This window comes from Amycolatopsis sp. CA-230715 (genome assembly GCF_018736145.1).
Lineage (GTDB): Bacteria > Actinomycetota > Actinomycetes > Mycobacteriales > Pseudonocardiaceae > Amycolatopsis.
In genome coordinates, this window is record NZ_CP059997.1 from 5,554,380 (window position 1) to 5,576,139 (window position 21,760).

A 21,760-nucleotide genomic window follows, 5' to 3' on the forward strand; every position below is an offset into this window, starting at 1 on the left:
GCCCCCGTCTAACCTCGACAGCGATCGAGAGGGGAGGTGGCGCCACGTGCTGGTCCTGCACGCGTTCTGGGCGGTCGACGGCGGTTTGTGCCTGTGGGCCGAGGATTCCGAGTACCCGGTGACGAGCCGGAGCCGGGCCGCGCGCTCGGCGCGGCCGCACCCGTTCGCCGTACCCGCGGCCGAACTCGCCGGAATGATCTCGGGCAAGGTGGACGAGTTCACCCTGCTGCTGCCGTCGTCGCGGACTTCCCCGCTCGATTCGCCGGAACTGATCCGGATCGCGCCGCGTCCACCCGCGCGGTCGGAACCCGTGTTGTCGCCGTGGACCGTTCCCGTCGTCGTGCTCGACGCCGCGGCGGCCGCGACAGCGTTGACCGTGCGCACCGTCATGCGGCACAGCGCGTCCTGGGCCTACTTCGCGGAACTCGCCGCGTTCGCGCGCGGGCTCGTCGCTCGCGGCCGTGTACTGCCCGCGCTCGAACTCGACGATCTCGGTGCCACCGCGAAGTGGCGTCCGGTGCTGCAGGGCCGCGACGTCCTCACCGCGCAGGAGTTCGCCGCCGCGATGCCCCCGGTGTGCCGGGCCGCGTCCGGCGCCGAGCCGCACGAGCTGGTCACCGCTGCCCTGCAGGCGTTGGCCGATGCGGTGGTCAGGGAAGCTCTTCTGCCGGAGCTGGCTCCGCCGCGCCGCGGCCGCCGTCCCCAGCGGGTGCCCGCGGCCGAGGCGTGGCTGACCGCGTTGTCCGCCCCGGACGGCCGATTCGACGCCGATGATGTCGGTTCCCTCGCCGAGGCGCTGCGGCCGTGGGATGAGATCGGCGCCGAGCGGACCGGACCGGCGCGCGCGACGTTCCGCCTCACGGAAGTCCCGTCCGAAGACGACTCCCCGCCCGGCTGGCGGCTGGAGTTCCTGCTGCAGTCCGCGGAGGATCCGAGCCTGCTGGTCCCGGCCGGACACGCGTGGGACGACGAGGGCGCCCTCCGCCGATGGCTCGCTCGTCCGCAGGAACTGCTGCTCGCGGAGCTGGGCCGGGCGAGCCGCGTCTACCCGCAGCTTGCGCCGGGACTTCGCCAAGCGCGCCCGTGTGCACTCGACCTGGACGCCGACGGCGCCTACCACTTCCTTTCGGTGGCAGCGCCCCGGCTGGACGAAGCGGGTTTCGGCGTCCTGCTGCCGTCCTGGTGGAACCGTCGCCGCGAACTGGCGCTCACCGCGTCCGCGCACACACCGGTCGCGGGTGTGGTGCAGAAGGCGAGCAAGTTCGGGGAGAAGCAGCTCGTGGAGTTCCGCTGGCAGTTGGCCGTCGGCGACGACGAGGCGCTCACCGACGAGGAGATCGCCTCGCTCGCGGGCACCAAGGCGCCGCTGATCCGGTTGCGCGGGCAGTGGGTGACCGTCGATCCCGAGCAGCTCCGGCGCGGCCTCGAATTCCTGAAGCGCAAACCGAAGCCGAAGATGACCGCCGCCGAAGTGCTGGCACTCGCCGCGAGTCACCCCGACGACCTCGACATCCCGCTCCCAGTGGCGGACGTGCGTGCCGACGGCTGGCTCGGCGACCTCCTCGACGGCACCGCCGAAAAATCCTTGAGCGCGGTGCCGACCCCCGACGACTTCACGGCGACCTTGCGTCCATACCAGCAGCGCGGGTTGTCCTGGCTGGCTTTCCTGTCCTCGCTCGGCCTCGGCGCCTGCCTCGCGGACGACATGGGGCTCGGCAAGACCGTGCAGTTGCTCGCGCTGGAAGCGGCGCACCGCGCGGAGGAGCCGGATGCCGGGCCCACGCTGTTGATCTGCCCGATGTCCCTGGTGGGGAACTGGCAGCGGGAAGCCGCGAAGTTCGCGCCAGGCCTGCGGGTCTACGCGCACCACGGCAGCGGGCGCCCGCACGGCGACGAACTGGCGGACCAGCTGGACGCCACGGACCTGGTGGTCACCACCTACGCCACGGCCACCCGTGACATCGAGGAACTGGCGGACCGCGAATGGCGCCGCGTGGTCCTCGACGAGGCGCAGGCGATCAAGAACAGCGCCTCGCGTTCGTCGAAGGCGGTGCGGCGGCTGCGCGCGGGGCATCGCGTCGCGTTGACCGGCACGCCGATGGAAAACCGGCTGGCCGAGCTGTGGTCCGTGATGGACTTCGCCAACCCGGGCATGCTCGGCTCACCCGAGCTGTTCCGCACGCGCTACGCCGTGCCGGTCGAGCGGCACGGCCGGACCGAGCCGGTCGAACGCCTGCGGAAGATCACCAAGCCGTACCTGTTGCGGCGCTTGAAAACCGATCCCGCGATCATCGACGACCTGCCGGAGAAGATCGAGGTCAAGCAGTACTGCCGCCTCACCACCGAGCAGGCCTCGCTCTATCAGTCCGTTGTGGACGACATGATGGACAAGATCGAGAACTCCGAAGGGATCGAACGCCGCGGCAATGTGCTCGCCGCGATGACCAAGCTGAAACAGGTCTGCAACCACCCCGCGCAGCTGTTGCACGACCGCTCGCTGATCGGCAGGCGCTCGGGGAAGGTGATCCGGCTGGAGGAGATCCTCGACGAGATCATCGCCGAGGGCGACAAGGTGCTCTGCTTCACCCAGTTCACCGAGTTTGCCGAACTGCTGCTGCCGCATCTGTCCGCGCGCTTCGGCACCGATATCGCCTACCTGCACGGCGGCACCTCGAAGAAGCGCCGCGACGACCTGGTCACCGCCTTCTCCGCGGACGACGGCCCGCCGATCTTCCTGCTGTCCCTGAAAGCGGGCGGCACCGGCCTGAACCTCACCGCCGCGAACCACGTGATCCACCTCGACCGCTGGTGGAACCCCGCCGTGGAAAACCAAGCCACCGACCGTGCCTTCCGGATCGGCCAGCAACGCACCGTGCAGGTCCGCAAGTTCGTCTGCACCGGCACCCTCGAAGAAAAGATCGACGACATGATCGAGGAGAAGAAGGCCCTAGCCGACCTCGTCATCTCCGACGGCGAAAGCTGGCTGACCGAACTGTCCACATCAGACCTCCGAGCCGTCTTCGACCTCACCGACGGAGCCGTCGATGACTAGCACCTGCTCCCCGAAAACCCGTCCGCGTGCAGTCGCGGGTGGCCCGCAGACCCGCAGCGAGCGGGGCGCGATCGCTCAAGCGCCGTGGTCGCCGCGGCTGGCTGGAGCGCGCTGTGTTTCCGGGTTTGCTGGTACCGGTCCTCGGGAAGTGTCGATGTGTGGTCGGCCGGGCGCTGATCGAGCGGTGACCGGACTACCGTACGGCTGGCGCACTGTGATAGCCCGAGCGCCGTGGTCGGTGCGGGTGGCCGCCGCGCGGACAGTGCCCGGGTTCACGGGTTCCTGCTTCGCCGCAGCGACAACGCGTGCAATGCCCGATCGGCTGCGCACCGACATCGTGATGACCCGGCTGCTGGATGGAGCCGTCGATGGCTGACACGTGGTTTCCCAAGACTCGTCCGCGTGCGGTGGTCGGCGGTCTCCAAGCGCGCAGCAAGCGAGGCGCGATCGCGCAAACCTGGTGGTCAGAGCGCTTCGTCGGGGTGCTCGAAGACATGGGCATGGGCGGCAGGCTCGAACGCGGCCGCAACTACGCCCGCCGGGGCCAGGTGATCTCCCTGGACATCACCGCGGGTTCCGCGACCGCGAGCGTCCAAGGTAGCCGGGCCACCCCGTACCGGGTCCGCATCGGCATCACCGCCTTCGACAAACGCGATTGGGCGAAAGCCGAACGCGCACTGGCCGACAACGCTTGGTACGCGGCCAAACTCCTCGCGGGCGAGATGCCCGAAGACATCGAAACCGTCTTCACCGACCTCGGCCTTCCGCTCTTCCCGACGGGCGCCCGCGACCTGTCCATGGACTGCTCCTGCCCGGATTTCCAGGTCCCCTGCAAACACCTGGCCGCCGCCTTCTACCTGCTGGCCGAAACCTTTGATGAAGATCCCTTCACCATCCTCGCCTGGCGCGGCCGCACCCGCGACGAACTCCTCGACAACCTGCGATCCGCCCGAGCCGACACCGCGCCCGCGGGCCCCACCCTGCCGAACACGCCAGCCGCCTTCTACGGCCTGCAAGCCGATCTTCCCACCGGCACCGCACCAGCCAGCGAGCCCGCGGCCCTGCTGGACCAACTCCCCGAAACCACCCTCACCCTGCGCGGCCTCACCCTCCCCGACCTGCTGCGCCCCGCCTACCAAGCCCTCGGCGACACCGCGCGCTGAACAAACGAGCGCGGCGGCCGGAGAAATCTCCCGGCCGCCGCACTCGATCCACCCTGTTTCCCAACCCTCTGGGGCCACCCGTCACGGGTGGTAGATCTCCTTCACCGTGGCGATGCGGTCGTCACCGTCGACGTGGATCTGGGCGAGCACCGGGTTGCCGCCGGACAGCGCTTCCGTCAGCTGCTCCGGGGTGCACGGCGTGGTGCCGAAGCCCCGGTCGTCCACGGTGACGCTGTCGTTCGAGCAGATCGTGGCCGCGCTGTACACCTCACCGTGCTCGTGCAGCGGCAGGCGGTAGGTCTTGGTGTCGCCGGGGACCTCCACGTAGTGGCCGCCGTCCGGGCCGCCCGACTTCCACTTCATCAGCTTGAACTGGGCCATGTTGGTGGAGTTGTCGAAACCGGCGAACTGCACGGTCTGCGTGGTGTTCGGGAACCGGAGCTTGGGCGGGCTCGCCGGCGAGGAGTTCTGGCTCGGCTTGGTCTCGATGCGGAGCGCGGTGGCGCCCTTGCCGCAGTACACGGCGCCCTGGCTGCCCGCGGGCTCCTCCGCCTTGGCGCAGTCCCAGCCGCCCGTGATGTCGATGACCTTCTGACCGGGCCCTTCACCCTCCGTCGGCACCTTCTCGTAGTACTCGGTGATGACGTTGAACGCCTCGGTGCACCCGGTCGTGCCGTCCGGGGACGCGACCGCGAGCAGGTCCACCTGCGGCCCACCGGGAAGACCGACCTTGCCGCCGAGGTCGCTGCAGTTGACGTCGTCGTTCGTCGTGCCGCCGGCCTTGTTGGCGGCATTTCCCTTGGCCGGAGCGTGATTCCCCTGGGTCGTCCCCTTGAACGCCGCCGTGTCCGCGACATTCTTCACCGGAGCCGCGGAATTGTTTCCCGCAGCGCCATTTCCACTGCACGCGGAAAGCAATGCGGCCGCCGCGACAGCCCCGCCGACCAGCGCGACCTTCATCGACTTCATCGTGGTGGAACCCATTTTCTTAACCCCAATCGAGTCTGTGGTGAATCTCTGCTGGGAAAGACGCCCCGACCCGTCCGGAGTTGCCACAAATGACCGCCAAAGCCCAAAGTTGCACCAACTTCTGCCCGCCACTGGCTACCCGGGCAAAGTTCGCCACCCGACGCAACCTGTCGCCCGACCGCACGTCCCAAGTGGGTTAGCGGTGATCGAAAAGCCGATGGTCAGTGCTGATCGCCCGCCGCGTCGAGCAGGTCGAGGTACCCGTCGACCGCTTCCCACAGGTAGTTCTCCGGATACCGCCCGAGCCCGCGGTGCTCCCGCCGCCACTCGCGCTCCCAGTACCCGTCGCGCATCTCGCGCAACTGTGCGAGCGACGCGCGAAGCTCCTCGGCCGCCTGCCGCCGTACCTCGCCCGGCTCCGGCACCGACCGCGGAAGATCGTCGAACCGGCGCTCCGCCAACGCCCGCAGCACCTCTTCGTCCGGGCCGTCCACAGACCAGAACCGCACCGGCCCGCGGATGTGATGGTTCCCGACCGGCCCCTCCTTCGACCGCCACGAGTACCCGAACCCACCTTTGTCCAGCCGCAGCACATCGACCAGCCAAGCCGTCCCGCGCGGCGTCGACGCCCAGGGAACCTCCGCCGCCGGAAGGTTCAGCACGAACGTGACCTCCACCCAGTCCACCGGCTCAACACCCTCCACCACCTCGCCGAACACATACGCCTCAAGGAGAAACGGCTCCTCCGACGGCGGCCGCTTCGTCGTCTCGCACGCCTCGGCCAGCACCCGCAACTTCTTGATCACCGTTTGCCACTTCATGCGCCCATCGTCATCCACCGGCGACCCGCCGTCGAGCCGGGTGCCCAGTGACGTCTTCCTTCCTCGTACGGTGGTGCCGTGACCACCGCCGTGACGAAGCTTGCCCGGAGCTGCGAGGCCGTCGACCAGATCCACCGGATCGTGGCCTGGGTTGGCGACGGCAAACCGGTGACCCCCAAGGGGGTGCTACGCCCGGCCGAACTCCGGCGCGCGAGCGAAGCCACCGGTGTGCCGATCCCGGCGAAGTTCCGCTCGGCCGCGGACGTACCTCGCTGGCACCGTCTGTGGTCGGCCGCCATCGCGACGGACCTGATCTCGCTCGAAATGGACGCAGCGAAAGCTGGTGCGCCGCAGGAGTTCATCCCGGAAACGTGGCTGACCGCGTTCACCGCCGCGCTCGCCGCGAACTTCGACGACGAGGAAGGCGTGGCCGCCTTGCACGTCGGCCGTGCCGTGCTGACCGCGCTCGCGTCCGGCAGGGTCAAGACCTTCGAGGAGCTGGCTCATCGCGTCTGGCACGACCTTCGTACGGACTACCACCTTGACGTTGGGCGGCTGTGGTCCTCGATGGCATACGAGGAATCGGCCGCACCGCAGCTGACCGAGCTGCTCGCCGAATTCGGCGTGACCGCCGGCCCGTGGAAGCTCAGCGAACTCGGCAAATGGGCTCTTGCCGAATTCGTCCGCCGCGGTGACGACCTCGTCGCGAAGGAGCCTTATGTGGCCCCCGGCCGCGTCTGCCAGCTCAAGATCACGCTGATGGACGTGAGCCCGGCCTGCTGGCGGCGCGTTCTCGTCCCATCGACCACGACCCTCGGCGAGTTGCACTGGGTGCTCCAGGCCGCCCTGCGCTGGGACAACGACCACCTGCACGGCTTCACGGTAGGCACCCGGCACTACGGCGACCCCGCTTTCGACAGGAGCGACGAGTACGAAACCACGGTCGGCGAAGCATTCACGCGCGCTCGCCAGCGCATCAGCTACACCTACGACTTCGGCGACAACTGGCGCCACGACATCCAATTGGAACGAACGCTCGACATCGACGAAGCGCTCACCTACCCCCTCTGCATAGCAGGCAAGGGACCCGTGCCCGTCGAGGACTCCGACCACCGCACGATCCCGTTCGACCAAGCCGACATCAATCGCCGTCTCAGCTCGATCCCGGTCGAAGAAGATGCGCCCTTCGACGCCGTGATCGAGCAGATCGTCGTCGACGCCTACGGCGAGGAGGAACAGATCGGCTCGTTCCTCACCGTCCTCGACGACGTACTCACGTTTCCCGCGGAAGCCAGTGTGCTCGGACATCCGGTCACGGTGCTGGAACTCCGCTACGAGGATTTGCTACGCGGGCCGTTCGCCGTATGTCAGAACTCCCACGGCACGGGTGAAATAACCCTGACCGACGTCTGCTTCCCGCCCGACACGACCGCGGCATGGGTGCACGCGGCCTACCGCCACTTCCTCGGCGCCGACCCCTTCCCCGCGACAGCCCGCCCCGACTGGCACTGGCCACCGGACTGAACCTACCTGTTGTCTTGCCAGGATGCGGACGGACGATCCAGCCCCTCGGTAGTCTGAGCCGGTTCGTCGCTCACAGTAGCCGACCCTACCCTCGCGGGAGCCGCCCCATGAGCGAATACCAGTACTACGAATTCTTCGCCGTCGACGAGTATCTCGACGACCAGCAGCAAGCAGAACTTCGAGCGCTGTCCACACGCGCTGAAATCACCGCGACGAGCTTCGTCAACGAGTACCACTTCGGCAGTTTCGGCGGTAACCCGGCGACCATGGTGGAGCGCTACTTCGACGCGTTCCTCTACATCGCCAATTGGGGAACCCACCAGCTCACGCTCAGGATCCCCGAGCAGCTCCTCGACCTCGACCTCGCCGAACGCTACTGCTGCAGCGACGTCGCTTCCGTACGGCGACATAGCGACAACCTCATCCTCGATCTCCACTCCGAAAACGAAGAAGGAGACTGGGATGAAAGCGACGAGATCCGGCTCGGCGAACTGATCCCGGCGCGCACCGACCTCGTCGGCGGCGACCATCGCGCTCTGTACCTCGCCTGGCTACTGGCCGCGCAAACCGACCTCGATCTGGACCATCTAGAGCCACCGATCCCACCTGGCCTCGCTACTCTGACCGGCCCACTGCGCGCGCTGGCCGACTTCCTCCGGATCGACGAAGACCTGCTGGCGGTCGCCGCACAGTCCAGCGCCCAGCCAAGCGAACCGGACATCGATCTCGCCGCGTTCGTGAAACGCTTGCCGCAGAAGGAGAAGGACGCGCTCTTGGTCCGAGCGGTCACCGGCGATCCGCACGTCGCCGCCGAAGTGCGGCGACGCTATCGCCGCCAGTTCGCGGACGCCCCGGAAACTGGTTCGCGCACGGTCGGCGACCTCTTGGACGCCGCCGAGGCCCGCCAAGCCGAACGCCAGCGCCAAGCCGCCCGTCTCGCCGCGGAGAAGCGCGAGCGGCGCAAGCGCGAACAAGCGGAAGAACGTGAGCGACGCATCGACGAGGTCGCCGCGGCGGGTGAGAAAGCATGGCGCCAGGTGGACGCCCTGATCGAAACCAAGCGCCAGGACAACTACGACGCCGCGGTCGCCCTGCTCTCCGACCTCAAGTCCGCCAACGCCCGAACCGGGGACACCAAGAAGTTCACCGAACGCGTCGAACGCCTACGCGAAGCGCACCGCCGCAAGCCAAGCCTGCAAGAACGCTTCGACCACGCCGGGCTGTGAAGCCCTACGACTGCCAGACGACGTAGGTCTCAACGGCGTGCGGTTGGATGTCCACGTGGCGATGCGACTTGATGCTGAGATGCTGTTGGCTTCGGTGGGGCAGGACCTGTCCGAGTCGGGACGGAAGTGCCTCGCACGGACCGAGATCCGTGACCTCGAAGTTGAGGACGGCGGTGCCAGCGCGGTCCTCGACGATCCTGATAGCGAGCTCTTCGGCGTATGGGTCGGGGTGGTCAACGGCGTCCTGACCGCGGAGTGCGATTGCGCCGACGAAGCGCTCGACGATGTGTGCGAGCACGCGGTCGCGGTCGCGCTGAAGGCGTTGGAGAGCGGGTTCACCTTCTCGTCGATCCCGGCCTACGCCGAAGATGACGACCCCGAGCCGGACACGGCATCCCGATGAATCCCCAGAACGAAGCGAAGCTGTGGCAGAAGATCTCCGCCGCCGGTAGCGCGGCGGTCGCCAAGAACGGCTACGTGACGGCGATCGATGCGCTGCTGGCCACCGGATGGCTGCAACCAGAGAAGGTCGAAGAATGGCGGCGCGGCCGCGTGTCCTACCTGGAACAGGTGATCGTCGCCAGCCTGCCCAAGGTCAGTACCGCGATGCGGGTCTTCCGCAAATGGACGAAGAGCGCGGGCCTGCGCCCCAGCGAGACGGTCTACGTCAGCTGGACCAAGGATCGCCGGAAACTCCGGTTTTCCAAGTCGGGTAACCCGGAAATCGAGCGTGCGTACCGCACCCACTGGCTGCCGCCAAAACCCAGCTCGGCAGACTGAGTCAAGCACACGATCAGTCGAAGAGGCCGCCCTGCGTAGGGGATTCCGTGCGGAGATCGCGCCCCCATTCACGGATGGTGGCGTCGGCATCGTCCGCGGCCAACGCCTCCGCGCGCTCGACCTCACCCCACGAGGCCAACCGCTCCAACGCCGCCTTGCGCGACGTCCCGTGGTTCCCTTGCAGCGCGAACTCGACCACCATGCGCGCCTGCTCCGCGTCCAGTTCGTCCGCGGCGTTCACCGCTCCCGTCGCTACCGCCGCGCCCTCCCGAGGCGGCAGCGCACGCGTACGCGCGAGTACGTCCGCGGGCGCGGCCAGCTTCCGGACGAGGACACGCTCGGCAGCCCAAGACCGCAGTGGCGGCGGCACGTCCCGCTCGGCGGTCACCTGCGTGTTCGGATCCTCCCGCACCATACGATGCCGCGACGAATCGAGATCGAACTCGATGGAGGTGCTGCCGATCCAGCTGAGCGGATGGGCGTATCGGACCTTTCTCGACCACAGCAACTCTTCGGCGAGCCGATCCAGCTCGGCATCGTCGAGGATCCCCGTGGCCACGATGTCGGCCAGCACGCGAGCGCTGGTGCGCCGCCACCGGGGGTCCGTGCACAGCAACAGCGCCGAACCGCCCGCACCCGGCTGCCCCGCTTCGTGCAGGCGCCGGAAGGCGTCGACCGCGACGGACGGCGCCAGCGAACGGAGGCTGGTCACAGTCACCAGCAACCGCCACAGTTCTTGCGCATCAGCCACATCTGTCAGCAGATCATCGTCCACGCTCGCCATTCTCCAACATGGTTCAGCGCCAAGGACATTCCGGATGCTGTTCGTACGCGGTGGTGAGCTGCCGCAACGTCGTGTCCCGAATCCACCGCGCGTTACCGACCGCGGCGCGCCGATCACCTTCAGTCTCGTAGACGTGCCGCTCGGAGATCGTGACAAGATCGTCGAGATCAGCGAGCAGATTGTCGAGCGCCTCGCCCAACGAATGCCGCTCGTTCGCGAACATCCTGAGCAGAAACCCCATCCGCTCGCGTACGTCCTCGTCCGAGAGCCGGTTCACTGGCCGTCGATTTCGTCAACACGGGCGAGCAGGCACCTGCCGAGGTCGACGAACTCGTGCCCGAGATCGCGAAGGTTCTCCGCGAACTGATCAGGATTGCGCTCATGCGAAAGCCTGATCGGCGCTGCGCGATCGACACCCCGCGCCAGCTCCTCGACCCGATCGACCAGCGCGCGATCAACCGGATCCATCAGCGCCTCCCGCACGCGGGGCACTCGCGCATCCCAGCGAGGTACCGACCGTCGGCCGCGATGCACGGCGCGCCACAACTCGCGATGTACCCCATCAGGTTCCCCTCGAGGTTGAACCACGGCCGCGCACCGCGAGGCACGAAATGCCGTCGCCGATCCGCCACACCTAGCTCCTCGGCCATCCACTTCCCGACCGTCTTCATCGGCGCCTCCCACGCTGATAAGACCCGGCCCTCGGACCTGGGCAGGACTGAGGACCGGGCCGCATCAACGTACGACACGTATATACGCACTAGCTACCCATCAGGCGTGGTTCACTCTTTCGATACGGCTTGATTCGTCTAAGCTCGCGACGACGAAGGGAGCCCACCGTGCCCGCTACGCCCGGACCAGGCGTGCGCCGCCGCTACGTCGGCAAGACGTTGCGTCGCCACCGCGAGGCCCGCGACATGCGCGTATCCGCGGTCGCGAAGAAGCTCGGCATCTCGCAGCCGTCACTGACCCGAATCGAAAACGGCCGCAACGCGATCATGGCGCGGCACGTCTACAAGCTCTGCGAGATCTACGGCCTCGGCAAACGGGACACCGACCGCCTGATCCGCCTGGCCGAAGAGTCCCGCGAACGCGGCTGGTGGGAGTCGTACTCCGATGTCATCAGCGACTGGTTCGAGATCTACGCCAGCCTTGAAGCCGACGCGGATCAGATCCTGATCTACGAATCCGAGTTCGTCCCCGGCCTGTTCCAGACCCCCGGCTACGTACGCGCAGGCTTCCAAGCTGGCAACCCCGGGGCATCCGAAGCCGCTGGTCATCGCATCGTCGACCTCCGGCAGGCCCGTCAACTGCGGCTTCAGGATCGAGACATCACCGCATTGGTCAGCGAGGGTGCGGTCCGGCGTGTCGTCGGTGGCCCGGACGTCATGCGCGCCCAGCTGGAGTACCTGATCACGGTCATCGAGAAGCAACACGCCAAGATCCAGATTGTCCCGTTCAGCGTCGGTGCTCACCCGGCGATGAACGGCCCGTTCTACCTGCTGAAGTTCCCGGACGTGGACGAGATCGACCTCGTGTACATGGAAAACGAGCGAGGCGGGATGTACTTCGAGCGGCCCGCTGACCTGCTCCGTTACACCGACATCTTCGCGCGTACCGCGCAAGTCGCGCTCTCAACAGCGGAAAGCGCCGCCCTGCTGCGTAAAATCGCCCAGGAGATGTAGGACCTGGGCGAAGAGGAAGGGGCGGTCATGACGGACCTCCCTGCGCTGAACTGGCGCAAGAGCAGCTACAGCAACAACAACGGCGGCGCCTGCGTCGAGGTAGCCACCACCCCCGACGGCGGCCGCTACGTCCGCGACACGAAGGACCGCTCCCTCCCCCCGCACTACTTCACCGCCCCCGCCTGGCGCACCTTCATCGTTGACATCAAAATCAGCAGCTTCGACTGACTTGTCGTTGCGCCCGGCTGTTCGCTATCCGGTTACAGCTGTGGCCCGGTCTCTGCCTCGGGTCGGTGTCTGGGCGTGAAGAAAAGTCGAACTAGTCTGTGGTCCAAGAAGACCGAGATCGAGGACAGCAGTGTTGCCTGTGCGTCGCGCGCACGTATCGCGGCAGCGCCGTCGTCACTGAGAAGCCAGTCTTCCAACAGGGCGGGTAGTGCGAACCGGAGCCGGAAGTCGTCGCTGCCGTCGGCAGGCACGATCACCCAGTCGCCAGCGGCGACCCCGCGGTTGGCGAACTCGATTCTCACATCGATGTTCTCCCCGTTGCGATCGACGTAGTAGCGCAAACTCTGCGGCTCGTCGGGGCGCAGAACCAGGACGAAAGGTGCTGCGGGGAAACCCAGCATGAGACCGTCGTCCGGGTAATCAGCAAGCCCGCCCGCGATGTCAGCGAGCAAGTTAGGCGGAACGTTCACCGGTTCCGCGAGGGTGCGGTTAAGTATTTGTGACTTCCATGTGGGTGATCCAACTCTTCGCCGTCAGGTCGCTTCATCGCGGCGCTGTCGTCGGTCCATGTTCCGAGAATATTTCGTAGCGCGCGGCGGAATTCTCCGAGAGGGAACGAAGAATTAGTGTTAGTGACGAAGTTGTAAAGTTCGCGAGCGGCTTGGTCTACGGTGTTGAGTAGGCCGCTGAATGCGGGGCTCGATAGATCGATCAGGGAGATCTGCTGAGCAAGCGCGTAGCGCTGAGCAGGTTGACTGAATCCAGAGGTTGAGAACAGGGCGTAACGATAATGGTGGCGTCGCATGGGAATGCGACGCTGTCTTTCGGTGTCTGTGGCGTATTGCTCGTTTACATCATGTATGACGCCGTGCGCGTTGCGCACGTCCCGAATACCTGGCTTGGCTTGGCGATATTTCGCCTCGACGAATACGCGGAGCGGTAAAGAGAACGGCGTTGGTATGGTCAATTCACCGAGCACGTCGGCCTGGTGATCGGCGCCTCGGCCACGCGCGACTAACCCCTGTTTATTAAACGACAGTGCATCTGGATCTTGTTCAGGACTCACCAGTAGGCGGTAGCCGTTGGTATGCAGCAGTCGTGCAAGCATTTCTTCAAGGATGTAGCCACGCAGAGCTTCAAGGGTGACCACGTTCGATAGCCTCCTGAATATAGGGCGCTTCGGCTAAGGGGCGGCAGAGCGGTCCACCGAACGCAGAAGTCCTGTGTTGATCGCGCACATTGGCGGAAATCTCCCGGCCTGCCCGGTCGGAAGCGTTGACGTCAACGCGGAGCCTCGGCCGGTTCAGCAGCATCACGTACCCCTCGACTACTGACAGTACCGAACTGTGGCGGTCTTGGCAGCCGCCCGCGCGGTCGTAGTTGGCGTCTCGGCGGTCCTTTGCGATCTTCTGCCGCGAGCGTCGACGTTTTCGACGGCTGCGGACTCAGGTGTTTCGATCGTCCTTCAACGGCCCCATTCGCGCACCGCATCTCGTATCGCCATTGTCTCCATCTGCTCGATTACGAGCTTGATGGCTTCGGGCTGCTTGTCCGGCGGGTACTTGTACTTGACCAGGAGCCGCTTCACCGACGAGCGGAGCTTCGCGCGCACGTCGTCGCGGACGGTCCAGTCGGTCTTGACATCGCGCTTCATCACACCGACGAGTTCGCGGGCGATTTTGGCAAGAACGTCCTCGCCTTGGATGTCGACAGCGGACTCGTTGTTGCTAACTGCGTCATAGAACGCGAGTTCATCGGTGCCTAGCGGCGGTGAGAAGTGCTTGCCTCGGTCGGCTTCCGCGGCGACCTCCTTGGCCATTTCGATGAGCTCGGCGATGATTTCGGCGGAGGTGAGCTGCTGGTTGGTGTACTTGCGCATGAGCTCGGTGATGCGCTCGGCGAACGCTCGCTGCCGCACAAGGTTGTGCCGGGTGACGCGGGCAGATTCCTCGTTGATCAGAGACCGCAGCGCTTCGATCGCCAGATGCGGGTTGTCGGCCTGCTGCGTCTTGCGCCGGTACTCGGGTGTGAGGTCGGACAGCGACGGCTTCGGAATGCCCGCGGCCTCGTAGATGTCTACGACACCCCTGGTACCGGTGGAATCCGCGACGAGCGCGGTGAGCATCCGCTCGATGTCCTCGGGCACAGGCTTTCCTTCAGCCTGGCGCTCTCGTGCATCGAACTTCGCCATCCACTTGCGTGTCTCCTCGAAAAACGCGGCTGTGCGGTGTAGCTCTTCCAACTGGCCGCGGCTGCCAGAACACAGAGCCCAGGCGCGCGCAAGCTGGCTGCTGAGCTTGCGGAACCGGTCGCCGAGCGACTCCTCACCCGGCTCGACCTGGTTACCCGGTGTGCGGGGGGAGCGAAGGTAGTTCGTGAGTCCCTTGACCGCGTAGATGAACCCGTTCTTTCGATCGGACATGGTCTTACGCCACGGATAACCGGAGCAAAGCTGTTCGAGTTGGCGTATCAACGCCGTGGTGAGCGCTACCACTTCCTCAATTGTCTTACCGACAGGCTTCTTCTGCTGGTCGTTCTCGGTGTATTCACCGAGAGCCCGCCTGAGATCGTCACCCAACGGAGCGTAAGCGACCAGCAGCCCGTCCTGCTTGCCGCGGAAGGTGCGGTTGACGCGCGCGAGGGTCTGCATGAGCAGGGCGCCCTTGATCCGCCGGTCGACGTAGAGTGTGTGCAGCGGAGGTGAGTCGTAGCCGGTGAGCATCATGTCCTTGACGATCACCAGTTGCAGCTCATCGTCGGGGTCGCGCAGCCGCTGCTTTATGGTTTTGTTCTGGCCTTCTCGCCGCACGTGTTCGGAGATGGGCGGCTTGTCGGAGGCGTCGCCTGAGTAGACGACTTTGATGACGCCCTTGTCGATGGCTTTGTCATGCCAGCCGGGCCGCAATGTCGTGATCGCGGCGTAGAGCTTGGCGCAGATCTCTCGTGTGTCGCATACGATTATCGCTTTGCCTGGGCTGGAGATGAATTGCCGCATTGCCTCCGACCGGGCTTCCCAGTGCTCGACGACGTGGGTGGCGAGCGCAGCGATGCGTTCGGGGGCGCCGTAGACGGTGTTGAGGCGGGCGACCGCCTGCTCGACTTTGGCGCGCTCGGCGTCGTCAAGTCCGATGGTGGCCTCGTCGGCGGCCTGGTTCAGAGTTTCCTCGGATACTTCTTCGGTGAGTCCGACCTTGATCAGCCAGGGGTCGAAGTAGACGGGAACGGTCGCGCCGTCCTCGACGGCCCGGGTGAGGTCGTAGATGTCGATGTAGTCGCCGAAGACCTCACGGGTGTTGCGGTCGGAGAAGGAGATCGGGGTCCCGGTGAAGGCGATGAGTACCGCGTTCGGCAGCGCGTCCTTAAGATGCCGTGCGTAGCCATCGAGGTCATCGTAATGGCTGCGGTGGGCTTCATCGGCGATGACGATGATGTTCCGGCGATCCGACAGCCGTGGGTGCTCGGCCCCCGCGCGTTTTTCGGCTTTGCTGCGTCCGAACTTCTGCAAGGTCGTGAAGTAGATACCGCCGGTGGTGCGGTTGGACAGTTCATCGCGCAGCTGTGCGCGGGTGGTGACCTTGACGGGCTTCTCGTCGAGCAACAGGGACCGGTTAAACGTGTCGAACAGCTGCCCGTCGAGCTCCTTGCGGTCGGTGACGACGACGACGGTCGGGTTCTTCAATGCGGGCTGGGTGCCGACGAGATGGGTGTAGAGCTCCATCTCCATCGACTTACCGGACCCCTGCGTGTGCCAGACGACGCCTGCTTTGCCGTTACTGGCCACGGCGTCGACCGTGGTCCCGACCGCTTTGGTGACCACGAAGTACTGGTGCGGCTTGGCGATCCGCTTCACGTAGCCGTCGGCGCCCTCGTCGAACGCGACGAAGTTCCGCTGTAGTTGGAGGAACCGCTCGGTGTTGAACACCCCATCGATGAGCACCTCGATCTCCAACCGGGGCTGCTTATCGACGGTCTCGGCTCCGAAGTCGACAGGCTTGCCGTCGTCATCGACGTTCCACGGCGAGAAGTGGTTCAGGGGTGTGAACGGTGTGCCATACCGCGCGGCAATTCCGTCGCTGATCACCGTGAGCACTGCGAACCGGAACGCCATCGGAAACTCGCGCAGATACGTGCCGAGCTGCGCGTGCGCGTCATTGAGATCCGCATCCTCCGCCCCGGCCTGCTTGAGCTCGAAGATCGCGACCGGAAATCCGTTCATATAACATATGATGTCGAAACGTCGTTCGTGCTCCAGAGACTTCAGAGTCACCTGGTTGACAGCGAGAAAATCATTCTCCTCCGGCCGGTGGCCGACCAATCGGATCGTCGGAGTCTGCTCGCTCCCCTCTGAATCCGTATAACTGATTTTGCGATACCCGTGCACGAGGACGTCGTGCAGCCGCTTGTTCTCGCTGATCGGGTCCTGCGATTCCGGTTGGACGATCTCCGCGAATGCCTGCTCCAGGAACTCCGGTGGCACGTGCGGGTTCAACGACCGCATGCGCTCCAGTACGCGATCTTTGAGTACCAAGTCGTCCCAGGATTTGCGGCCGTTCTCCTTGCCAGGGGCGATTTCCGAACCCGGCAGGTAGCGCCACTCGTTATCCACCAGCTGTTCGCAGGTGAACTGCTCCCACTCAGCCTCGCTGAACCCGATCTGCGACATCTACACGACCTCCTCGACAACCTTCTCGGCATCCCGGACACGAATCTTCCCTGACATCAGCAGTGGGAGGAGTGAGTCTCGTGTGTTCTCCAATGCTGCAGACTCAATCAACCGTTGCTGGGCAAAATTGACCAATGGGCTGATGTCCTTCTCGATTAGTTGCCATTCATGAGTGCTTAGATCAGGTACCCGTACGTGATCGAATGTATTCATTGTGATCGTGTCGAACACGGATCCGTGTGCCATTGCTTGTGCTTGGTTCGCGGCGTCCTTCACTGTGAAAAATAAGCAATTTGTCGGGATAGGTCCGGGTATGAAGCCGTAACAGGACTGGTTTATCGAAGACGGCACTCCGAGTCGAGCGACGGCGCCCACAGTGCCTCGAGCGGTCAGAACCACCGTTCCTGTCGGCAACGGACTGGTACGCTTCTTTTCTGCTGCTTTTTTGGAGATAGTCTCCGAAGTCGAGATCACGATCCCATAAGGGGCTCCGGTGATGTCCTTCGCTGACGCCCAAGCGATGGGACCACCCCACATAGACTCGTCTGTTCGGGGTGGAGTGCCACCAAGAACAGGTTCGAGCACGCTCGACATTGAGCGTCGAGCCTTGTCGCTAATCGAACGCTTGTAGTTGAGCTCGGCAAGTTCGATGCTCTTCGACGCAATGAAGTCGTCGACGGCGATCTTGTCGTCGAGCGCCTTTAGTGCCTCTGCAATCGCTTGCTGTTCTTCTATTGGCGGGAGAAGAATATCCAAAGATTGGGCTGATTTAACATTAAAATGCTGCTGGACTGCGCCTACGAGGTGGCCAGAGATGTGACTGTCAGTGATCCAGTTTAAGTGATAACTGAGCCAATGCGCGTCAAGTCCAGGGCCTGGTCTGGTGATTACCAGATCAGAGCAGTTGGCGACCGTCAGCCATGACGGTACGACCGCTGTCTGGCCTGGTTTGCCGGTTCTAACTGTGACAACATCGCCGGGTTTGAGAGCTGATTTTTTTAAGTGTCCATGGAAACTTTCACTGATGAACTTCATATTTTCGACATCGATGCGGTGTGGCCGTACGTTCTGGGATCGAAGAAAAGGAATTCCAGCATCCTGGTATTCTTTGCTCATCGAACCGACGAATCCAACGGTGACTTCCTTTGCTGCTTCACCGAGCTTCACCGAGCGCCACTCAGTCATCAAGTCGCTCCAACTGCTGGCGCACGACCTTCTCCAGCCTTGTTGACTCGTCGAACGCATCCAGTAGTTCCCTGGTGAGACGCTGTATCTTCTCATTGACCGGCTCGGCGTCGTTCTCGATCTCGGGCGCTCCGACGTAGCGCCCGGGTGTGAGGGCGTAGTCGGCGGCCTTGATCTCGGCGAGCGTCGCGGATTTGCAGAAGCCAGGCACGTCCTCGTAGGTGAGCCTCTTGCGTCCAGCGGAGCGGGTGCCGCGCCACGCATGGTAGGTGTCTCCGATGCGCACGATTTCCTCGTCGGACAGTGCGCGCTCGGCACGGTCGACCATGTAACCCATCTCGCGGGCATCGATAAAAAGCACTTCGCCTCGGCGGTCGATTCCGGCGTAGTCTCCCTTGTTCTTGTCCTTGGCGAAGAACCAGACGCAGACCGGGATTCCCGTGCTGCGGAACAGCTGTGTGGGCATCGCGACCATGCATGACACGAGGTCGGCTTCGACGATCTGCGCGCGAATGGCGCCTTCACCGTTCGAGTTTGACGACATTGAGCCGTTGGCCATCACGACACCGGCGGCGCCCGTCGGCTTGAGCTTGGAGATGATGTGCTGGATCCAGGCGTAGTTGGCGTTGTTCGCTGGGGGAACACCGAACTTCCACCTCGGATCCTTCTCGTTGCGGGTCCAGTTCTTGATGTTGAACGGTGGATTCGCCATCACGTAGTCCATCCGGACGTCCGCGTGCTGGTCGCGGGCGAACGTGTCGCCCCAGCGGGCGCCGAGTCCGCCGTGATCGATACCGTGGATGGCGAGGTTCATCTTGGCCATGCGCCAGGTCTCTTCGAGGGCTTCCTGGCCGTAGATCGCTATCTGTTTCGGGTCGCCGTTGTGTTCGTGGATGAACTTCTCGGCCTGTACGAACATGCCTCCTGAACCACAGCATGGGTCGTAGACGCGGCCCCGGTCGGGTTCGAGGACTTCGACGATGGTCCGGACGACGCTGGGCGGGGTGAAGAACTCGCCGCCTCGTTTTCCTTCGGCGCGGGCGAAGTTGCCGAGGAAGTACTCGTAGACCTCGCCCATGAGGTCGCGGGCCCGATGCTCGCCCTGGCGGGAGAAGCGGGTGCTGTTGAACAGGTCGACCAGCTCACCGAGACGGCGTTTGTCGATGTTGTCCTTGTTGTAGAGGTGCGGGAGCGTGCCCTGCAGTGTCGGGTTCTTCTCCATGACCAGCGACATCGCCTCGTCGACGAGTTGGCCGATCGGCTTCGGGTTCTCCTCGGCGAACAGGGTGGCCTTGGCGTTTTCCGCGAGATACGACCACTGGGCGGTCTCGGGCACGACGAACACGCCGTAGCCCTGGTATTCCTCTGGATTGTCAATGAGTTCGGCGATCTGACCCTCGTCGTAACCTTCGGCTTCAAGCTCGGTGCGGATGGCCTCACGGCGCTCTTCGTAGGCGTCCGAGACGTACTTGAGGAACACGAGACCGAGGATCACGTCCTTGTACTGGCTGGCCGACAGCGAACCGCGCAGCTTGTCGGCGGCCTTCCAGAGCGTGTCCTTGAGTTCCTTCATCGTCGACGGCGCCGACGGTTCCTTCTTCTTGCGGGGGGGCATCCTTGTTCCTTCTTCCTCAGTTATCGCGTCAGCCGGCGATGGTGAGCGCACCCTCGGCGACCGCGTCGATTAGACACCCGGTGAGGTCCTGCAGCGCATCCAGGCGCTCACGCAACAGGGCCTTGTGAATGGTGACCGCGGCGAGCACGTCGTCGAGTTCCTGGAGGCTTTGCGTCAGCTGAGGAACGCGCCACGACAGCGGGTCGCCCGCCTGTTCTGGCAGTCGGTTGATGACCGCAGCCAGCGTATGCGGGCCGACCCCGGCGCCGGAGGCCAGCCGGATGATTCGGGCCGGAGTGCGCAGCAGCGCTCCACCGGTCGGGTCCACCCAAGCAGCCGGCTGTCTCTGGGACTGGTATACGACGTCCCCTGGTTCGGTGCGGGTCGCGTGCTGGTGGCGTGCCGCGGCCTCGATCGCGTCCACACGAATGCCGGTTGGGCCAGTGCCGTCGACCACCTCCACAGTGCCCTGCGGGTCGTGATCGTCCTGGTCGTAGCGCTGGCCGCGCTTGATCGTGAGCAGCCGCTGCGTCTTTAGCTGGCCCAGTGACGACCATGCGACGGCGATGTGGGTAGCGGCGGAAGACGATACGTGGACGTCGAATCCTGGTACCGGCTCGGTGGTGCGCTGGGTGGCGGCGGTGACGCGGTCGCGGTGCTCGGCCGGTTCGGTCGTGACCACCTCTACTGCCCGTGTTCCTTGCGGGACGACGGCTTGCCCGACGAGTACCGCTCCGCGCTCGCGCAGCCGCGCGTAACGGAAGGCGCGCGCGGTGTCGTCGTTGAGAGCAGCCACGACATCCGAGGCGACGTCCTCAGCCTCCAGATCGTCTAGGGTGTCGATGTCGGTGACCCGCAGGGGTGCGTCGGTGCGGCCGATGCACACCCAAAGCCCGAGCGCTTGGCGGTGCGCTTCCTTCCAGAGGCCACGGGGGAGACGTGCGGCGAAGACGAGTTTTCCCGGGCGTAGGAGGTCGGCGCGCTCTTTTTCCGCGTTGCCACGCAACTCGTCGCACAGGAGGGATGCCGGGCCGAGGACAAGTGCCACCGAGTCCCTGCCGAGACCGTCCATCACGTATTCGATCTGGTCGAAAACGGAGCCGGGGTCCGAACCGACTACGGAGCGCAGATGCACGCTCGGCCCCGGAGGTTCGTCGGCAGCGGTCTCGATGCCGCGGATCCATGCGCGCCGCAGTAGCCCGCGAGTGTCGGGGGTGTGCTCGGAGTCGGGCACGATCAGCTCGGTGAACCCGGTCCCCAACGCGAGTGCGAGCTGATGCGGTCCACCGGTATATACGAGGGGAACATCGGCGGAGCTGAGGTTGCGCGCGCACGCCATGGCGATCGTGCGCACCAGGTCGATAGCGATATCGGTGAGTGCTCGGGTGGGGTTCTTGCGTGCGGTCCGGCTGCATTCCAGCCGGTCCAGTGCTTCGCTCGGGCCTCGAGATGCTTCCGCGAGATCGTCGACGTACTGTGCGTTCAGCTTGGCATTTGGCATCGCACGGACTTCGCTGAGCAAGCAGCCATCGTCCGGGTCGATCTCCTCTGCCATGTCGACGAGGTCGTCGTGCTCGAACTCCCCGAGCTCCTCTCCGATCGCCGAACGCAGGCACAGTAACGTCACGAGTTCTTCCAGCGACGCACCGTCAGGTGTGCTCCACGCTGGGGCGTCGAGATGAGCATCGGAGTTATTGCCGCGCCCGGTTTCGTGGAGCCACTCGACGATCTCGTTCCGATGGAATCGCACCGGGTCGGTGCCGTCGATCGGGTCAGGAAACGGGATGGACCGCCCACGCGCCCTGGGGCGCGTACGCCACATGCTCACCACGGGACGCTGGACGCCAGCGAGGATAGCAATGTCGCTTAATGTGAGCGTCGCATTCCGCTCTGTCACGATCGATCTCCCTTCGCTTGAGAGACAGGGTAGCTGGAAGCCCTTCTTCATTAAAGTTTGTTCTGATAAACTGCCTTATCAGTATTTTGTTCGCGTGAGACCCGGGCGCCTGTCACTGTCGACGGCGGTTCCGATCTTCCCCACAGCCCGGAGGCCCGACTCCGGACG

Annotated in this window: 19 protein-coding genes; 8 read left to right on the forward strand and 11 right to left on the reverse strand. The window is 64.8% G+C overall.

Features of this window, described 5'->3' with window-relative positions:
- Positions 1–46: 46 nt before the first annotated feature.
- Positions 47–3,052 carry a DEAD/DEAH box helicase gene (locus HUW46_RS26670; RefSeq protein ID WP_215541546.1) on the forward strand — a complete coding sequence of 1,002 codons (3,006 nt, stop codon included), beginning with the start codon at positions 47–49 and terminating at the stop codon, positions 3,050–3,052.
- Positions 3,053–3,420: 368 nt separating this feature from the next.
- Entirely contained in the window at positions 3,421–4,215 is a 795-nt protein-coding gene (locus HUW46_RS26675) for an SWIM zinc finger family protein (protein ID WP_215541547.1), read from the forward strand.
- Positions 4,216–4,296: 81 nt separating this feature from the next.
- On the opposite strand, the gene HUW46_RS26680 is transcribed toward HUW46_RS26675, so the two are convergent.
- Positions 4,297–5,199 carry a hypothetical protein gene (locus HUW46_RS26680; RefSeq protein WP_215541548.1) on the reverse strand — a complete coding sequence of 301 codons (903 nt, stop codon included), beginning with the start codon at positions 5,197–5,199 and terminating at the stop codon, positions 4,297–4,299.
- Positions 5,200–5,405: 206 nt separating this feature from the next.
- A complete protein-coding gene (locus tag HUW46_RS26685) occupies positions 5,406–6,005 on the reverse strand; it encodes a DUF7711 family protein (protein WP_215541549.1) in 600 nt (199 codons plus the stop codon).
- A gap of 78 nt (positions 6,006–6,083) precedes the next feature.
- Between HUW46_RS26685 and HUW46_RS26690 the strand changes: the two genes are divergently transcribed.
- The 4 genes from HUW46_RS26690 to HUW46_RS26705 all read left to right on the forward strand — a co-directional run bounded on the left by HUW46_RS26690 (position 6,084) and on the right by HUW46_RS26705 (position 9,535).
- A complete protein-coding gene (locus tag HUW46_RS26690; RefSeq protein WP_215541550.1) occupies positions 6,084–7,529 on the forward strand; it encodes an IS1096 element passenger TnpR family protein in 1,446 nt (481 codons plus the stop codon).
- Between the two features lie 14 nt (positions 7,530–7,543).
- Positions 7,544–8,755: a hypothetical protein gene (locus HUW46_RS26695; protein WP_254124935.1), complete on the forward strand. Its 1,212-nt coding sequence runs from the start codon at positions 7,544–7,546 to the stop codon at positions 8,753–8,755.
- Between the two features lie 61 nt (positions 8,756–8,816).
- Entirely contained in the window at positions 8,817–9,158 is a 342-nt protein-coding gene (locus HUW46_RS26700; protein ID WP_215541551.1) for a hypothetical protein, read from the forward strand.
- On the forward strand, positions 9,155–9,535 hold the full coding sequence (locus tag HUW46_RS26705; RefSeq protein ID WP_215541552.1) for a hypothetical protein: 381 nt from the start codon (positions 9,155–9,157) through the stop codon (positions 9,533–9,535). Before HUW46_RS26700 ends, HUW46_RS26705 begins: the two co-directional genes overlap by 4 nt.
- Positions 9,536–9,548: 13 nt before the next feature.
- On the opposite strand, the gene HUW46_RS26710 is transcribed toward HUW46_RS26705, so the two are convergent.
- From HUW46_RS26710 to HUW46_RS26720, 3 genes are read right to left on the reverse strand one after another with little or no spacing between them, the layout of a single operon-like run.
- Entirely contained in the window at positions 9,549–10,310 is a 762-nt protein-coding gene (locus tag HUW46_RS26710) for a hypothetical protein (protein ID WP_215541553.1), read from the reverse strand.
- Positions 10,311–10,332: 22 nt separating this feature from the next.
- Complete coding sequence (locus tag HUW46_RS26715) at positions 10,333–10,596, reverse strand: hypothetical protein (protein WP_215541554.1); 264 nt, start codon at positions 10,594–10,596, stop codon at positions 10,333–10,335.
- Entirely contained in the window at positions 10,593–10,802 is a 210-nt protein-coding gene (locus HUW46_RS26720; RefSeq protein WP_215541555.1) for a hypothetical protein, read from the reverse strand. Before HUW46_RS26720 ends, HUW46_RS26715 begins: the two co-directional genes overlap by 4 nt.
- Positions 10,803–11,158: 356 nt before the next feature.
- On the opposite strand from HUW46_RS26720, the gene HUW46_RS26725 reads away from it, so the two are divergent.
- Both HUW46_RS26725 and HUW46_RS26730 read left to right on the forward strand, forming a co-directional pair.
- Entirely contained in the window at positions 11,159–12,004 is an 846-nt protein-coding gene (locus HUW46_RS26725; protein WP_254124936.1) for a helix-turn-helix domain-containing protein, read from the forward strand.
- A gap of 27 nt (positions 12,005–12,031) precedes the next feature.
- Positions 12,032–12,232, forward strand: a complete 201-nt coding sequence (locus HUW46_RS26730) for a DUF397 domain-containing protein (protein ID WP_215541556.1) — start codon at positions 12,032–12,034, stop codon at positions 12,230–12,232.
- Positions 12,233–12,264: 32 nt separating this feature from the next.
- Here the strand turns inward: HUW46_RS26730 and HUW46_RS26735 are convergent, their stop codons facing one another.
- From HUW46_RS26735 to HUW46_RS26760, 6 genes are all read right to left on the reverse strand, one after another.
- Positions 12,265–12,702, reverse strand: a complete 438-nt coding sequence (locus HUW46_RS26735) for a hypothetical protein (RefSeq protein WP_215541557.1) — start codon at positions 12,700–12,702, stop codon at positions 12,265–12,267.
- On the reverse strand, positions 12,699–13,382 hold the full coding sequence (locus HUW46_RS26740; RefSeq protein WP_215541558.1) for a restriction endonuclease: 684 nt from the start codon (positions 13,380–13,382) through the stop codon (positions 12,699–12,701). Before HUW46_RS26740 ends, HUW46_RS26735 begins: the two co-directional genes overlap by 4 nt.
- 315 nt (positions 13,383–13,697) lie before the next feature.
- On the reverse strand, positions 13,698–16,895 hold the full coding sequence (locus HUW46_RS26745; protein ID WP_215541559.1) for a type I restriction endonuclease subunit R: 3,198 nt from the start codon (positions 16,893–16,895) through the stop codon (positions 13,698–13,700).
- Positions 16,896–18,080 (reverse strand): restriction endonuclease subunit S, encoded by a 1,185-nt coding sequence (locus HUW46_RS26750; protein WP_215541560.1) that lies wholly within the window; start codon positions 18,078–18,080, stop codon positions 16,896–16,898. It abuts the gene before it with no gap.
- On the reverse strand, positions 18,073–19,695 hold the full coding sequence (locus HUW46_RS26755; protein ID WP_215541561.1) for a class I SAM-dependent DNA methyltransferase: 1,623 nt from the start codon (positions 19,693–19,695) through the stop codon (positions 18,073–18,075). Before HUW46_RS26755 ends, HUW46_RS26750 begins: the two co-directional genes overlap by 8 nt.
- Before the next feature lie 28 nt (positions 19,696–19,723).
- Positions 19,724–21,592, reverse strand: a complete 1,869-nt coding sequence (locus HUW46_RS26760; RefSeq protein WP_215541562.1) for a hypothetical protein — start codon at positions 21,590–21,592, stop codon at positions 19,724–19,726.
- Between the last annotated feature and the right edge of the window lie 168 nt (positions 21,593–21,760).